Source organism: Kribbella sp. NPDC050241, from assembly GCF_044459685.1.
Lineage (GTDB): Bacteria > Actinomycetota > Actinomycetes > Propionibacteriales > Kribbellaceae > Kribbella.
In genome coordinates this window covers 123,878-139,362 of the sequence record NZ_JBITJE010000014.1, presented here as the reverse complement: position 1 = coordinate 139,362, position 15,485 = coordinate 123,878, and the positions used below count along the sequence as shown (strand labels likewise).

General features: G+C 68.8%; 17 protein-coding genes. 2 read left to right on the top strand and 15 right to left on the bottom strand.

The annotated features are described in order from the left end of the window. The 15 genes from ACIBG5_RS39020 to ACIBG5_RS38950 all read right to left on the bottom strand — a co-directional run bounded on the left by ACIBG5_RS39020 (position 1) and on the right by ACIBG5_RS38950 (position 13,824). On the bottom strand, positions 1-456 hold the full coding sequence (locus tag ACIBG5_RS39020; protein WP_396396927.1) for a GNAT family N-acetyltransferase: 456 nt from the start codon (positions 454-456) through the stop codon (positions 1-3). A 52-nt stretch (positions 457-508) separates the two neighbouring features. Continuing rightward, positions 509-1,189, bottom strand: a complete 681-nt coding sequence (locus ACIBG5_RS39015) for a DUF1707 domain-containing protein (protein ID WP_396396925.1) — start codon at positions 1,187-1,189, stop codon at positions 509-511. An 80-nt stretch (positions 1,190-1,269) separates the two neighbouring features. Beyond that, on the bottom strand, positions 1,270-2,520 hold the full coding sequence (locus ACIBG5_RS39010; RefSeq protein ID WP_396396924.1) for an MFS transporter: 1,251 nt from the start codon (positions 2,518-2,520) through the stop codon (positions 1,270-1,272). Next, the gene (locus ACIBG5_RS39005) at positions 2,517-3,329 is read right to left on the bottom strand and encodes a Rossmann-like domain-containing protein (protein ID WP_396396923.1); all 813 of its coding nucleotides are present in this window, start codon (positions 3,327-3,329) and stop codon (positions 2,517-2,519) included. Before ACIBG5_RS39005 ends, ACIBG5_RS39010 begins: the two co-directional genes overlap by 4 nt. A gap of 34 nt (positions 3,330-3,363) precedes the next feature. Beyond that, positions 3,364-4,410: a pyridoxal-phosphate dependent enzyme gene (locus ACIBG5_RS39000; RefSeq protein ID WP_396396922.1), complete on the bottom strand. Its 1,047-nt coding sequence runs from the start codon at positions 4,408-4,410 to the stop codon at positions 3,364-3,366. Further along, positions 4,407-5,900 (bottom strand): ABC transporter ATP-binding protein, encoded by a 1,494-nt coding sequence (locus tag ACIBG5_RS38995; RefSeq protein ID WP_396396971.1) that lies wholly within the window; start codon positions 5,898-5,900, stop codon positions 4,407-4,409. The genes ACIBG5_RS39000 and ACIBG5_RS38995 overlap by 4 nt, the downstream gene beginning before the upstream one ends. Before the next feature lie 431 nt (positions 5,901-6,331). Then, entirely contained in the window at positions 6,332-7,138 is an 807-nt protein-coding gene (locus ACIBG5_RS38990) for an ABC transporter permease (protein WP_396396920.1), read from the bottom strand. Then, on the bottom strand, positions 7,135-8,073 hold the full coding sequence (locus tag ACIBG5_RS38985; RefSeq protein ID WP_396396918.1) for an ABC transporter permease: 939 nt from the start codon (positions 8,071-8,073) through the stop codon (positions 7,135-7,137). The genes ACIBG5_RS38990 and ACIBG5_RS38985 overlap by 4 nt, the downstream gene beginning before the upstream one ends. Then, complete coding sequence (locus ACIBG5_RS38980; RefSeq protein WP_396396970.1) at positions 8,074-9,615, bottom strand: ABC transporter substrate-binding protein; 1,542 nt, start codon at positions 9,613-9,615, stop codon at positions 8,074-8,076. Between the two features lie 185 nt (positions 9,616-9,800). After that, positions 9,801-10,370: an NADPH-dependent FMN reductase gene (locus ACIBG5_RS38975; protein WP_396396916.1), complete on the bottom strand. Its 570-nt coding sequence runs from the start codon at positions 10,368-10,370 to the stop codon at positions 9,801-9,803. A gap of 126 nt (positions 10,371-10,496) precedes the next feature. Next, positions 10,497-10,982: a MarR family winged helix-turn-helix transcriptional regulator gene (locus tag ACIBG5_RS38970; protein WP_360448208.1), complete on the bottom strand. Its 486-nt coding sequence runs from the start codon at positions 10,980-10,982 to the stop codon at positions 10,497-10,499. Positions 10,983-11,028: 46 nt separating this feature from the next. Further along, a complete protein-coding gene (locus ACIBG5_RS38965; protein ID WP_396396915.1) occupies positions 11,029-12,021 on the bottom strand; it encodes a copper resistance D family protein in 993 nt (330 codons plus the stop codon). Beyond that, on the bottom strand, positions 12,018-12,530 hold the full coding sequence (locus tag ACIBG5_RS38960) for a copper resistance CopC family protein (protein WP_360448203.1): 513 nt from the start codon (positions 12,528-12,530) through the stop codon (positions 12,018-12,020). The genes ACIBG5_RS38965 and ACIBG5_RS38960 overlap by 4 nt, the downstream gene beginning before the upstream one ends. Positions 12,531-12,532: 2 nt before the next feature. Further along, positions 12,533-13,222 (bottom strand): YcnI family protein, encoded by a 690-nt coding sequence (locus ACIBG5_RS38955; RefSeq protein WP_396396913.1) that lies wholly within the window; start codon positions 13,220-13,222, stop codon positions 12,533-12,535. Between the two features lie 53 nt (positions 13,223-13,275). After that, positions 13,276-13,824 (bottom strand): hypothetical protein, encoded by a 549-nt coding sequence (locus ACIBG5_RS38950; protein ID WP_396396911.1) that lies wholly within the window; start codon positions 13,822-13,824, stop codon positions 13,276-13,278. Positions 13,825-13,916: 92 nt separating this feature from the next. Here ACIBG5_RS38950 and ACIBG5_RS38945 point away from each other — a divergent pair, with 92 nt between their 5' ends. Both ACIBG5_RS38945 and ACIBG5_RS38940 read left to right on the top strand, forming a co-directional pair. Continuing rightward, complete coding sequence (locus ACIBG5_RS38945) at positions 13,917-14,753, top strand: ROK family protein (RefSeq protein WP_396396909.1); 837 nt, start codon at positions 13,917-13,919, stop codon at positions 14,751-14,753. 30 nt (positions 14,754-14,783) lie between these two features. Continuing rightward, positions 14,784-15,452: a pentapeptide repeat-containing protein gene (locus tag ACIBG5_RS38940; protein ID WP_396396908.1), complete on the top strand. Its 669-nt coding sequence runs from the start codon at positions 14,784-14,786 to the stop codon at positions 15,450-15,452. Positions 15,453-15,485 lie beyond the last annotated feature (33 nt).

Genomic DNA, 15,485 nt, shown 5'->3' with positions numbered 1-15,485 from the left:
TTACCGGGACGCGTACTCGATCGTCCCGAACGGCCAGAGCGTGGCCAGCCAGGAACTGACGGCTTCGTACAGCGCCACGTCCAACTCGGCCCGGTCGGCGCGGACCCACGAACGAACATCGGCGATGTGCTCATCGCTGCGGGACGGATAGATGTACACGCAACCGATCACCTCGGCGCTGCCGGCCTCGAGCACGGTGTAGGTGAATCCCCGGCGCTGGACGAAGTCGTTCGCGTGACGCTGCAGGTCGCCCAGGTTCGCCTCCGCGGTCATGCCGTCGACCGGCGGCCAACTGCCCTGGAAGCCCGGGGTCGCGCGGATGTGGTCGATGCTGTCGGTCCACGCGGCGTAGTCGGAGGCGTTGTGCTCCGGGCCGAGCGGCGTCAGCCGGAACCGCGGCGTGGTCAGCTCAGTGGGGACGACGAAGTCGGAGGGGACGAACGGTTGGCCGGTCATGGTCGAAGGCTAAGAGCCGGAGCGCCCGACCGCACCCGAATTGCTCCGGCGATCAATGCCCCAGTTGGCCGTGGCCGTGGTTCTTGAAGCGCTTCTTGTGGCGTTTGGCTGAGGACTGGCCGCCGACGCCGCCGAAGAGGGCCAGGCCCTTGACCACGACGACGGGCGCGTCGGGGTGCGGGTCGTCGCTCCCGCGGGCGCCGAAACCGCCGAAGATGCCGACGCCCTCGTTGCGGACGGTGACGCCCTCGGGGACGGTGATGTCGATCCCGCCGAACACGGCGAACGCCCAGATCGTCACCTCGCGGCCCTCGAACACCGCGTCGGTCATGTCGAGGTCGTGCCCGCCGAACACCGCGACCGCGTTGGTCCGGCGCTTCACCCGCCAGCGGCCGGTCCGCTCACCGCCGCCGAAGATCGCCAGCATGGTGTCGAAGCTGTCCTGCGGGTTCGCCGGCTCCTCGATCGGGACCGGGCTGTTCGATGTGGCCGGCTGGGCCATCGGGGTCGGCAGCGGCGTCGTCCCGCCCGGGATGACCAGGTCACTGGTGATCGGCTCCAGCTCGCCGAGAGTCTTGGCCTGCAGCGTCTGCTCCAGCCGCTCGGCGTGCTCGTCCTGAGACAACCGCCCCGACATCAGGGCATCCCGCAGTACGTCGACAACCTGGTCGCGATCGGTGTCGGACGCGCGCAGGCGCGCATGCGGGTTCTGGCGGTCGGGCAGGTTCTCCATAAGACCGAACGATATATCGAGACAGGCCCGAAACGGAGCCTGAATCTTCCGGATCGATTCCCTGACTGCCGGGGGTCAGGTCAGGGTCGTGCGCGGTGTACTCGGACGGCGAAGAGCACTGCGAGCAGCGTGATCGCGGAGAACGCCAGCGCGGTGCCCGGGTAGCCGCCGAGCCCCAGGCCGAGACCGCCGATGGCCGCGCCGAGGAACGTGCCGAGACTCATCCCGGCGGCGTTGACGCTGAGGGCCGAGCCGCGGAGGTCTCCACTGCGGCGGACCAGAAGAGTGGTGACGCAGGCGGCGACGGTCGCGTGGCTGGCGCCGAGGAGCGCGGTCAGGAGGAGAGTCAGCGGGAGTGTCGGGGAGAAGTAGAACAGCGCGACACTGGTCAGCGCGACGCTGAGGCCGATGAGCAGCATCTTCTCCGGACCGATCCACGGACGTTCGAGCGCGATGTAGCGGCCGGCCAGGAGGTTGCCGAGGAAGAACGACGCCCCACTCAGCGACCAGACGAGCGCGAACCAGCCCGGGGCGAGGTCGAACTTCTCGTCGTAGAAGGCGGCGAGGTACGCCAGGTAGCCCATGAAGGCAGCCGTCCGAAGCATCGCGACGACGAGCAGCGGGAGCGCGCCGGGGATCCGGGCCAGCTCGCGGTACGTCGTGAGGTAGCTGATCCGCTGCCTGCCGCCGGCCCGCCGCGGTGCCTTCCGGCCGCGACCACGCCAGAAGAACGCGGCCGACAACGCCAGCGAGACGACCGACGCGGCGAGCAGGTTGCCCCGCCAGCCCCACACCAGCCCTGGTACGGCGAGAACCGGCGCAGCCAGCATCGCCATCATCGAGGTGGTCGCGGACACGAGCGTCGCGGCCCGCCCGGCCGCGGCCGGAGACGTGAACCGATCAGCCGCGGCCGCACCGATCGACGGCGCCAGGATCGAGGTGGATGCCCCGATCAATAAACAGAACGCTGCCAGCGCGAACAAGTTGCCCACAGCACCAAGTGCCGCCGAGACCCCCAGCAACGCCAGCCCACCCGCAGCCACCAGCTCCCGCGCCAACCGGTCGATCAACGGCGCCACCAGGAACCCGACCACCAACGCCGCCAACCCACCCAGGCCGCGCAACCCTCCGACCTCGGCTACATCCCCACCGGCCGCGGCCGCGATCGGCACCAGGTACATCCCGAACACCGTGAACGGAATCAAACTCACCGCCGAAGCCACCAAGAACGGCCACAACCGCCGTACCATCCACAGATCCGCAGGTACGTCTGCCGATCGCCCGCCGATCACGCGTGCAGTGATCGCTGGGTTCTGACTGGGACTGCTCATGTATCCGTCCTGGAGGGGTAGCGGTAGAGAGTGGTGGGGCGGGCACTGAACTGGGAGAAGGGGAAGGGCTCAGCGGAGAGGGCGGTGACTCCCGTGCCCAGGAAGGCGCGGACGACGGCGCTACCGGTCTGCGCATAGATCGCCAGCGGCTTCGATTGCTGGCGGCAACGGTCCAGGAGTACGTCGAAACTCCCGTTGGACAAGGTCATCCCGGTCGCCACGACGGCGTCGGCGGCATCGACGACCTCGGTCATGTCACGCGACACCGGCAGTCCGGATGCGGTCTCGCGCAGGTTGAAGTCGCAGGGCAGGCAGATCCCACCTCGCTCGGTGATCGCGTCGACGAGTGGGTTCACCACCCCGATCAGCGCAACCTTCCAGCCCGGTCGAACGTCGAGCAGCCCGGCGACCGCCGCATCCCGGGCCCGTGCGCGGATGTCCGGCGTACCGGCGGGGAGCTCGATCTCCTCGGCTCCGGACGCCGAATGATGCGGCTCCACCGAGGCGAGATAGGCGTCCAGCGCCGCGATCTTCACCGGCAACGGACCGTCCGCGATCAACTCGGCCAGCGAGATCCCGGACGCATCCGCGCAGTACGACGGATCGAGCTCGCCCGACTCGAAGGAGCAGGCACCGAACACCTCGCCCACGCGGAGCAGGACGTAGTAGTTCCGGTACGTCACCTCGGCCCCCGGCAGCCGGGTCGTGTGATGCAACCAGAACGCGCTCGTGACGGACAACGCCGACGGATCCGGGCCAAGCGAACCGGCGAGGACGGAGGAGGTGAGCGCAGCCACGGACGCGGTCATCGGCCAGCCTTTCGGTCGTCGGTCAGACCAGAGACTAATGCGACGGAGTCGCAGATGGAAACTCCTCGCGCCGTGTCCAGGCGGATTCCCGGCGGTCCCACGACATCGCCGACCACGGCACCGTGAGCTGGTCCAGCGAGTCGATCTCGCGCGGCCGCATCGACTCCATCGGCCGGGCATCGGCGTGCCGGGCGAACGCGGACTCGACGTACCGCGTCCCGGTGTCGGCGGCCAGGAACACGTGCTTGCGGCTGCTGTCGCAGTTGTGTTCCCACAGCGCCGAGAGGTACGCCGCACCCGCGGACAGGCCGGCGAACACCCCGGACGTCCGCAGCAGGTCCACCGCGGCCGACATCGCGTAGTCGAACGACACCCAGTGCAGCCGGTCGTACAGCTCGTGCCGGACGTTGCGGAACTCGATCGAACTGCCGATCCCCGCGATGATCATCTCCGGATCCTGGGTGTGCCCGGCGCCGAAGGTGATGCTGCCGAACGGCTGCACGCCGACCAGGTTCACGTCCCGGCCGCGATCGCGCAGGTACTCCGCGATCGCGCCCGTCGACGCGCCGGTTCCGACCCCTCCGACGAGACACAGCCGGCCGGCCGGCACGAGTTCGGCCACGAGATCCGCCACCGCGCCGTACCCGAGATAGTGGATGTCGTCGTGGTACTGCTGCATCCAGTGGTACGACGGGTTGTCGCGCAGGATCTCGCCGATCCGGCGGACCCGGAGGTTCTGGTCGAGCTGCAGGTTGTTCGACGACGGCACCTGCTCGACGGTCGCGCCGAGGATCTCCAGCTGGATCTTCAGCGTCCGGTCGACGGTGGTCGAGCCGACGATGTGGCACTTCATCCCGTAGCGGTGACAGGCCAGCGCCAGCGCGTGCGCGTAGATCCCGCTCGAGCTGTCGATCAGCGTGTCGCCGGGCCGGACCGCGCCGGTCTCCAGCAGGTGCCGTACGGCGCCGAGCGCGGAGTACACCTTCATCGTCTCGAACCGCAGGCAGATCAGGTGATCCCCGACGCGGATCGGATCCGGGTCCTTGATCGCCTCCGCCAGGTGGTCGTGCAGTCGCGTCATCGGCGCGGTTCGCTCCTCGTGTCGAGTGTCAGCACGGGCGGAGATTGTGGGTGACCGATCAAGGCGGCCCTCACCAGCCGCCGGGTCAGTTCGTGGCGTGGGTCGGTCATCACGGTCGCGGGTGGTCCTTGCTCGACCACGCGACCGGCGTCGATCACCAGGACGTGGTCAGAGACCGCCGCGACCAGGCCGAGGTCGTGGCCGATCCAGATCAGCGCGGTGCCGCCGTCTTTCAGCTCGGTCAGTAGCTCGACGACGAGCGCCGTACCGTGATCGTCGAGCGCGGTGGTGATCTCGTCGCAGATCAGTACGTCGGGGTGGGCGAGGACGGCCCGGGCCAGCGCGGCTCGTTGCAGCTCACCACCGGAGAGGCGGCTCGGCGTGCGGGCCGCGGTCATCGCGGAGACGCCGAGGCGGGCCAGGGTGGCGACGGCTTCGGCGTGGGCCTGCTCGGGGTCGAGACCGCGGAGGCGTTGGGCTGTCCGGGCGACTTGCTGGTCGACCGGACGGCGTTCGTCGAACGAGCCGCGGACCTCCTGCCAGACGTACTGGACGCGGCGGTTCTGGGTGCGTGATCGCTTGCGCAGGACGGGTAGTGATTCGTCGTCGAGGAGGAGCCGGCCGGTGTAGCGCTCGTGCAGACCGGCCAGGCAGCGGGCCAACGTGGTCTTGCCACTGCCGGAACGGCCGACGACGCCCACGCACGCGCCCGGGCGGACGGCGAGGTCGATCTCGTGCAGGATGGGGTCGCGGCCGCGAGGACGCAGCGACGCGGACAGGTTCATTGCCTGGAGCAACGGATACCCGGTGCTGGTGGTTCCCGATCGCTCGAGGTCTGGTGCTTGCGGGAGTACGTCGGGACCGCCGGAGTCGATCACCTGGCCGGCGGACAGCACCACGACGCGGGTGGCGAGTGCGCGAACCAGGTCGAGATCGTGACTCAGCAACAAGATCCCGAGCCCGTCGGCGGCGAGTTCCCTCAGCTCATGGACCAACTGCAGCCGGGTGATCGAGTCGAGGCCGGTGCTCGGCTCGTCCAGCACCAGCACCTCCGGGCGGCACGTCAACGCCTGTGCGAGTGCGACCCGCTGCCGCTGGACACCCGAGAACTGATGCGGAAACCGCCGCAACGTCTCCCGATCCCCCGGCAACTGTGCCGAACTGAGTGCTCCCGGGACCACCGATTCCCCACGATGATGCAGCCCCTCGAGCTCCCGCAACGTCGCACCGATCCGCCGCGCTGGGTTGAGCGCACTCCCCGGATGCTGGGGCATATACGCCACCACCCGCCCCCGAACCCGGGCAGCCGCGCCCGTCACCCCGTTGCCATCAACAACAACCTCTCTCCCAACCTCCACGACTCCCTCCAGCCGAACCCCCTCCCCCACCTCCCCCAACAACGCCAGCGCCGACGTCGTCTTCCCCGACCCCGAAGCCCCCACCAACGCCGTAACCTCCCCCACCACCACCTCAAACGAGACCCCATCCACCAGCACCGCGGACCCGGCGTACGCCCCGAGCCCCCTGACCCGCGCCACCACCCCCAGCCCCGTCCCACCCGGCGCCACCACCCCCAGCCCCGTCCCACCCGGCGCCACCACCCCCAGCCCCGTCCCACCCGGCTGCACCACCCCCAGCCCCGTCCCACCCGGCTCCACCACCCCCAGCCCCGTCCCACCCGGCTCCACCACCCCCAGCCCCGTCCCACCCGGCTCCACCATCCCCAGCCCGGTCCCACTCGGCTCCTGCCGCGTCTGCTGGGTTGACCCAGCAGATGGTGGGTTGGCCAGTCGGATTCCCGGGGGCCAACCCACCGACGGGTGGGTCAGCCCACGAGATGGCGGATCGGTGGGCCGGTCGGCGGGCGGATCGGCGGGCCGGTCGGCGGGCCGATTGGCGGGCGGATCGGTGGATGGGGTGGTCATTGGGTCGCCTCGGTGGGGCGGCGGGTGTGGTGGAGGAGACGGTCGGCGAGGAGGTTGAAGCCGAGCGTGAACGAGACCAGGAGGAGGGCCGGGGCCAGGACGGACCACGTCTGGAGGAGGAGACCTTCGCGGTTGCGGGAGATGCTGACGGCCCAATCGGGGGCGGTGGGGCTCAGGCCCAAACCCAGGAAGTTGACCGAGGCAACCAGGAAGACCGCGAGAGTGATGCGGGTGCCCAGGTCGGCGGCGACCGGGCCGAGAACCGAGCGCCCGACGTACCCGAGGTTGATGGTGAACCAGGACTCGCGCTGCATGCGGAGAGCCTCGACGATCGGACTGCTCGCAGCGTCCAGCGCGGCCGCCCGCACCAGCCGGGCAACCGTCGGAACGTTGACCAGGGCAACGGCCAGAGTGATCGCCAGTGCGGACGCCCGCCAGCCGACCGCGACCACGCTGATCACGAGCAGCGAAGGCAACGGCAGCAGTACGTCGAGCGGCCGGATCAGCCCTTCGTCCAACCACCGGTGCCGCGTCGACGCAGCCACCAGCCCGATCAACCCACCGATCACGTACGCGATCACCACCGCGCCGATCGCCATCCCCAGCGCCGTCCGCCCACCAACCAGCAGGAGTTGCAGCACATCCCGCCCCAACCCATCCGTCCCCAAAACCCCCTCCGACGCATACGGCAACCCAGGCTCGGCCTGGACAGGGACGAGTGGTCCGAAGACCGCAACGAGCAGTGGGAGGAGAACCAGCATCACCGACACCACCACCGACATGCGCGCGCCGGGGTGGTTCATCGGAGTAGCTCCGTTCGGGGGACCAGGCGGTTGCAGACCAGGTCGGCGGCGAGGTTGAGGAAGAGGGCTGCTACTGCGAGGACCAGGGTCAGGCCCTGGACTACCGGGACGTCGCGAGTTTCGACGCCGTCTACCAGGGCGGTGGCGAAGCCGGGGATTGCGAAGATTGCTTCCACCACGAGGACCCCGCCCAGCAAGGTGTCTCCGGTTCGTGCCAGCTCCTGGACCCCGGGGACCGCGGCGTTCGGCAGCACGTGCCGCAACAGCAACCGCCGTCGCGGAACCCCGAGCCGCCGCGCCTGTACGACGTACTCCGCGCGCAGCGCAGTGATCGTCCCCGCACGCACCTGGCGTGACAACAAGCAGACCGTCCGCCCAAGAAGCACCGCGACAGGCAGCACGAGCAACACCGGGGAAGCGAGCAACGACCCGCCGATCCAGGTCGCCGGCAACCACCCGAGCTTCAGCGAGAACACCGCCACCAGCAGCACCGCGATCACGAAGTCCGGGATCGCACTCAACGCCAGCGTCACGGCCGTGATCGCCCGATCAAGCCGCCCATTCTCCCGTGTCCCCATCACGATGCCGAGGGCAACAGCCAGCGGTACGACGACCGTGAGCGTGGCCAGCGTGAGCACCAGCGTCGCCCCCACCGAGCTCTTCAGGATGTCGATCACCGGTCCCCCGCTGATCAACGACGTACCCAAATCACCCCTCAGCACGTTGCCGAACCAATCGACAAACCGTTCCACCAAAGCCTGATCCAGCCCAAGCTCAGCACGCAGCCGCGAGACCTGATCCGGCGTCAGCGTCTCGGTGAACCGCATGTCCGCCGCATCCCCAGGCAGCAAGGCAGTGAGCACAAACACGAGCACCGAGAGCACAGCCAACTGAACGACGGCGAGCACGGCCCGCTGTCCGGCGTACGACCGCATTCAGGCCAGCCACACCTTGTCGAACCGGCCGGAGTCCAGGGTGTTCGGCGGCACCGCCTGCACCCCCTGCACCGTCGCCGACACCGCGACCAGATAATCCGGCAGCCCCCACGCGAGAATGCCGCCCTCATCCCGCAGCGTCCCCTGGAGTTCGCCGTACTTCGCCGACCGCGCACCCGCGTCCGTCAGCCGCTGCGCAGCCGCAAACCCGACATCGAATGCGGGCCGGCGCCAATGCGTCACGTTGAACGGCGACTGACTGAGCAGCCGATCCGTGACGTACTGCGGAATCGGCATCGCACCGGACCGATGGTTGCCGATGACACCCTTCGTGAGCAGGTCCTTCGCATACGTCTGCGCACTCCTCGGGACCACCTTGAGCTTCACCCCGGCCTCGGCGACCTGCTCCGCGAACAGCGTGGCCGACTCGACGAACCCGGCCGAGGCATCCGCGGTCAGGAACTCGATCTCCTTGTTCACCAACCCGGCCTTCCTCAGCAGGTTCTTGGCCTCCGAGACGTTCCGCTCCCGCTGCGCCAGGTCGGCCGGATAGTACTGATATCCCTTGCCGAACAGGTCATTGCCGACCTCACCCCGCCCGGCGAGCACCACGTCGACCAGCCGCTGCCGGTCGGCGAGCAGCTTGAACGCCATCCGCACGTCCGGGTTGTCGAACGGCGGCTGATCCACCTTCATGACGAACGCCTGCATCGTGCTGGCCTTGGCGGCCACGATCCGCACGGTCCTGCCAGCTGACGTGGTCCGCGCGAAGGTCGCGGTCATGTCGTTCGCGTACTCCGCCTGTCCGCCTTGTACGGCGTTCGCCCGGGCCTCGGAGTCGGCGGAGAGGATGTGCAGTTCCTCGATCCGGGCCGGCTCGTCCCAGTAGTCGTCGTACCGGTTCCCGATCATCGACCGGCCGGCCTCGAACGAGACGAACCGGAACGGGCCGGTTCCGACCGGTTTCGCCGGATCCTTGAATCCGTCCCGCACGATCTGGGTTCCGATTCCCGCCAGCAAGGCAGGGAACTCCGCGTTCGGAGCGGTCAACGTCAGCTCGACCGTGCGCGCATCGACGGCCCGGCTGCGCCGCAGATTCAGGGTCGCGAGCGACGACTGGGCAACACGCTCGGGCACGGCCGGGTCGGCGATCCGCGCGAGGCTGTAGAGCACGTCCTCGCTGGTCAGCTTGCCGCCGTCATGGAACGTCGCATCCCGGAGGCTGAAGCGCCAGGTCGTCGCCCGTCCGTCGTGCTCCCACTTCTCGGCCAGCCGTCCCACTGGCTTCAGATCGGGCCCCAGCTCAACCAGCTTCTCGTACGTCGCCTTGTGCCGCGCGATGTCCACGAACAGGCTCTGGACGTGCGGATCGAGGACCTCCTTGGCACCGCCACCGGCGTACACGGCCCGCAGCCGGCCGCCGTTCTTCGGTTGGGCAGCGGCCTCGCCATCGGCGCCGCAACCGGTCAGTCCGGCCAGCGCCGACGCACCGGCCAGCCCCAGGAACCCGCGTCTGTTCAGAGCATCGGACACGCGCCACATCCTCACGTTAGTGAAAACGATTGTCAAATCCAGCGCGCATCCGAACCCGACACCATCATTCTTCCGACACCATCCGCCGACTGCTCTCCGTGACGGCGTGTCACTTCTGCATACCGGGAGTCACCACCAGAAAACGAAAGCCCGCCCCGGCGCAGAGCACCGGGGCGGGCGAGAGACGTGAAGTGTCAGACAGCGGCGGGGACTCGGACGCTGGCGAGCGCGTTGCTCCAGCTGATCACCTGGTCGAGCATGGCGTGGACCTCGGGCTCATGGAAGTCGGCCGGGGCGAACTCGGAGTAGTTCTTGAAGTCGGTGGCCAGCGACAACGTGACCTGGTTGCGGACGTCGGCGACCTTGAGCTCGCCCATCACCAGACGCAGGTGCTCGACCGCACGGGCGCCGCCGACCGCGCCGTAGCTGACGAAGCCGGCCGCCTTGTCGTTCCACTCCTTGAACAGGAAGTCGATCGCGTTCTTCAGCGCGCCGGAGGTGGAGTGGTTGTACTCCGGGGTGACGAAGACGAACCCGTCGAAGGACGCGATCTTGTCTGCCCAGGCGTGCGTGTGTGGCTGGCTGTACTGGCCCAGCGACGGCGGCAGAGCCTCGTCCAGGTGCGGCAGCTTGTAGTCGGCGATGTCGACGAGCTCGAACTCGGCGTCACTGCGCTGCTTGGCGAGATCCAGCACCCACTGAGCCACGGCTTCGCCGTTGCGGCCCGGGCGCGTACTGCCGAGGATGATCGCGATCTTGGGCATGACTGTTCCTTCACGAAGAGAGGGGCGCCCGGAGGCTCTTTGATGATGCATCACCAAAGTAACCGATCGAGATGACATGTCAACCCAAGGGTCGGAGCTCTCACCTGCTGGGACCGCCGGGGTGACCTATTCCTCGCAGTCCGGTGTCGCGCACGGGTTCGCGGGTACCGCGGTGAGGACGCGTTCGAGGAGGACGCCGAGCTGGCCCTGTTCCTCGGGACTCAAGTGGTCGAAGAAGTAGCTGCGGACGGCCTCGACGTGGTCCGGTGCGGCCGCCTCGATCGCCTTCCGGCCGAGGCCGGTGAGCCGAATCATCGAGCCACGGGCGTCCGACTCGCACTCCTCGCGGGTGACCAGGCCACGCTTCTCCATCCGGCTGACCTGGTGCGACAGCCGACTGCGCTCCCAGCCGACCGACTTGCCGAGATCGCGAGTGCGCAGTACGCCGTCCTCCGCGACGGACAGCGGATGCAGCAGGGCGTAGTCGGCGCCGGACAGGCCGGAGTTCGCGATCAGCCGGGCCTCGAGGGCGCGCGTCAGCTCGCGATGCGCGTCACGGTACGACTCCCACAGACGCGCCTCACGCGCATCCAGCCACCGTGGTTCCGTCATCCAGCCATTGTACGGACATCTGTTGACATATCACCGAGTCAGTAAGTCATGGCGTGCGCGAAAGGGCAACGGCCAAGCCAACGGTCCCCGCCATGATCAGCAGCTCGACAACCGCCAACCGCCGGAACGCCGCCGGATCCCCGGCCGCGAACTCCGGAAGCGTTGTCCGCCGATGCCACCACCCGACCAGCACCAGCATCGCGAACGCCACGGTCTTCGCGAACACCAGAGCGCCGTACCCGCTGGTGACCCATTGCGTGATCAGCGCCCAGCCGTCGTCCCGCCCACCGAGGTGGATCTCCGCGGTCAGCAATCCGGTGACGCCTATCGCGATCGCACAGACCAGTGCGAGCCGGCTGAAGCGCTCGACGGCCTGCTGATCCCGGGCATACCGCAGTACGGCGCCCAGGCCGCCGATCCACGCCGTCGCCGCAAAGACGTGGACGACCAGTGAGGTGGTCGCGAGGACGGACCACACGTTCGTTCGCTCGATCGCGCCGTGTCCAGTGAGCAGCGGACCGGTCAGTGCAGCTGCGGTGAGCACCGCCGCGAACCGCGCGCCACGAACCGTCCGGCAGCCGCTCAGGACCACCGCGAGAATCGCCGTCAGTACGACGGCCACCGCCAGAGCCCTGACCTGCAAGAGCTCACCCGCCACGGACGCATGCTCGGCAAGGTGCGACAGCGGTATCCCCAGGATCACCGCGCCCGACGTGATCAGCCCGCCGATACTCGCCACCGCCCAGACCGCGGCCGCGATCGCCGCGTCCTGGCAGGCCCGCAAACCCTTCGGCGACAGTTTCCCATCAGTAGCTGGAAGCAAGAGTATGACCGCTGTCAGGGCACCGCCCGTCGCCACCGCGGCAGCATCGGCGACGAAACGCAGTACCGGAACCGACCAGGACAAAGGCATTCCGGCACCGATGAGACCGGCCGGCAACGGTTGCGGCGCACCGCCGGCCGCGAGCAGGGCGACGACCATCACCACGATGCCGGCGGCAACCATCCCGCCCGCGACAGCCGGTTTCGCCGACCTCATTGCGAGGCGGGCCGGCGGCGTACGATGACGATCGCGAGCGCCACCACGACCAGCATCACCAGGCACAGGGCCACGATCGTGACCGTGTTCGAGCCGCTGTCCTGACTGGCGGTCGGCGTACCGCCCGGCTGGGTGGCCGGGTGGCCGGCGTGGGTGACGGTGAACGATCCGGTGACGGTGATCGGGTGACCGTCGGCCGACACCACGCGGGCGTCGACCTGGTACCGGCCGGCGTCGACCATCGCGCCGACCGGCTGGGTCACGGTGTTGTCGATCACCTGCACGTCGCCGGTGGCCACATTGGTCCCGGACGGCGACTTGACCTGCACCTGCGTGCCGTTGCTGCCGACCGGCTCGTTGAAGGTCAGCACCACCTTGGTCGGCGGTGCGGACATGGACGAACCATCGGCTGGGGTCATCGACTCGAGCTTGGCGTGCGCCGCCGCCACTCCGGTGGAAACCACCAGAGCGAGCAGCGACGCCACCAGTACTGCGATCAGTCGGCGCATGACTACGCCTTCTCGGATCCAGCCGGCTTGCGGGACCGGAGTCCCAGGCCCAAGCCGATCATGCCCAACAGCAGGCCGGCGCCACCGAGAACGCGAGCCAGCTGGTCCGACGAGTCCCCGGTCTCCGAGGTCGTTGCCGCGACCGGCGTGATCGCTGCGGCCAGCTTGAGCGTCGGAGCCGGGTGCTCCGGCTCGTCAGCACCCTCCTTGGCGAGTTGGTCCCACTTGACCACCTCGCCATCGCTGTAGGACTGCACTGCGGGGAAGCTCAGCGCATCGACGGCGTCCGGAATGCGCCCGACGGACAGGGAGAACTCGTCGAAGTTGCCGGCCGGGACCCCACCGGCCGTGGCAGTCCAGGTCACGGTGGTGATCGCCTTGGTCAGCGTGACGTCGCCGACCTTGACCGGCGCGGGCAACTGCTCGGTCGTCTTCACCACCGTCCAGCCGGGCTTCACCTGCGCGCCGACGCTGGCGAACGGGTGGTCCTTGGGCAACGAGACGACGAGCTTCGTGGTGGCGGCCGTATCGGACTCGGTCGGCACGCGGAAGACCAGCTTCGCGTACCCACCGGGCTTGGCGTCCGGCGACGACACGGTGACGTGGGCCGACGCCGAGGTGGCGGCGCCGGCCAGCACCAGCGTGGATGCCGCCGCGATCGCGACAGCACGCAGGGCGAACTTTCTGGACATGGGAACCTTTCGCGGTCACACGGGACAACCCGGCCGCGAAGGCACGCGGCCGGTCAGGACATCGCTGGGATCGCCCGGATGACCGGCGGCCCGCGCCGCGAGACGTTCGAGGTGAGCCACCGCTGAACCAGTCGCGGCGACGGCGGTGCGTCGAGCAGTACGGCGGCGTACCGGCGTACTGGAGTCAGGATCGGCAGCCGCGGCAGGAAGCGCGCGAAGATCCGCAGTACTCGGTGGACCCAGCGATGTGCGCCTGTGATCGCGAGGACGCCTGTGAGCAGGACGGTCAGGTGCGCGGCAGTCATGACGAGACTGCCGCCGATCCCCTGCGGCATCCCCCCGTGGTGCATCGGCATGGCCATCGGCTCGTGGGCCGCATCCAGGGTGACGTGGACGAACAGCTGGATCGCGACGAGCACGACCACGGCCAGTGCACGTTCGCCGGCGAGGTACTCACCCAGCAGCCAGCAGACCGCGGTCAGGGCGAGCAGCGGCGAGACCAACTGGAGGGCGACAGTACCGCCCGCGAGCGCGTGACCGGCTACCGCGACCACGACGCTCAGCGCCGCGACCACGGGCGTCGCACTGCTCTCGGCGTGCATTCCCCGATCCCCTCGAGTGTCACTCGTACCAGACACACTACGGACAGGGCTGCCGCGAGCGGCCCGCACCCTGCTGCTGTCAAGATGACCGGATGGACGTAGCGGTGCTGGAGATCGGGGGCAGTCACGTGACGGCGGCGGTGGTGTCGCCGGACGACTGGTCCGTGAACGTGGTGGAACGGGCGAATCTCGAGTCGCAGAAGGCGGCTGAGGTGGTCGTCGCGCAGTTGGCGGGGGCGGCCCTGAAGTTGCCGCTGGCAAACGGTCTGGCGGTGGCGCTGCCCGGTCCGTTCGACTTCGCCACCGGCGTCGCCTGGTATCGCGGACAGGACAAGTTCGATCAGCTGTACGGGTACAACCTGGGCGACAGTCTGCGGGCTGAGCTCGCCCTGGACCGGCTGATGTTCATGAACGACGCCGAGGCGTTCGCTGTCGGTGAGTGGACCGCGGGCGAGGTCCGCGGCGTCGAGCGGTGCGTCGGTGTCACCATCGGCACCGGCGTCGGTACGGCGTTCCTCGCCGACGGCCACGTGGTCCGCGAGGGCGACACCGTCCCGTCTGGCGGTGAGCTCTACAAGACGGAGTACGACGGCAAGCCTCTGGAGGACTCGATCTCCGGACGGGCGATCCTGCGCAGGTACTTCGCCAGCACGGGTGCCGAAGCGCCTGGGGTCAAGGAGATCGCCGAGGACGCGCGGGCCGGTGACGCCGCCGCGAAGGACGCCCTGCTGACGGCCTTCGGTGATCTTGCGACCGCACTCACCCCTTGGCTGGATCGCTTCGGGGTGACGAAGACCGTGCTGGGCGGCTCGATCTCGGGGGCTTTCGACATCGTGGCGGAGGTGTTCAGCTTCGACGTCGCGCCCACCGGTGACACCGAGCATTCGGCGCTGATCGGCGCGGCGGCGCACTACCTGCGCTCGAACTGAAGTGTCCACGGCTCTGGCTACGGTCACTCCATGAAGATCGCCGCGCCCCGGCTGCGCACCCAGCTCGAGTCCGCCTCGCCCACGCCGGAGGACATCGACGACGAAACCAGGCTGCTCGACCTGTCCTTGGAGGACGTGGATCTGAGCGATCTCGTCGCCGAGCATCTCGAGCTGAGCGGCTGCCGGCTGACCCGCACCAAGCTGGCCGGGTCGGACCTGGACAAGCTGATCCTGGTCGACGCGGAGCTGTCCCAGTGCGACGTCGCGAACGCCCGCTGGTCCGATGCCGCCCTCACCCGGGTGGCGATCAACTCGTCCCGGCTGACCGGGTTCGCCGGGCCGGGGATGAGCATCCAGCACGCCACGATCCGTGACAGCGTGCTCGACTTCGGCTCGTTCCGCTTCGCGAAGTTCGTGAAGGTGGAGTTCTCCGACTGCCGGCTGCAGAACGCGGACTTCGTCTCCGCGGACCTGACCGGCGCCGTGTTCCGCGGCTGCGACCTGACCGGGGCGGAGTTCTCCCAGGTCAAGGCGTCCGGGGCGGTCTTCGTCGACTGCACCTGGGACGCCGCCCGCGGCCTCACTGCCCTGACCGGCGCGACCGTGGCCGCCTCCTCCCCGATCGACACCCTGACCTTCACCAGCGCGGTCACCACGGCGGCCGGGATCACCCTCGCGCATCCGGACGAGCTCGACTAGGGCGTGAGCATGGACACGTCCGGTCTGGGCGGG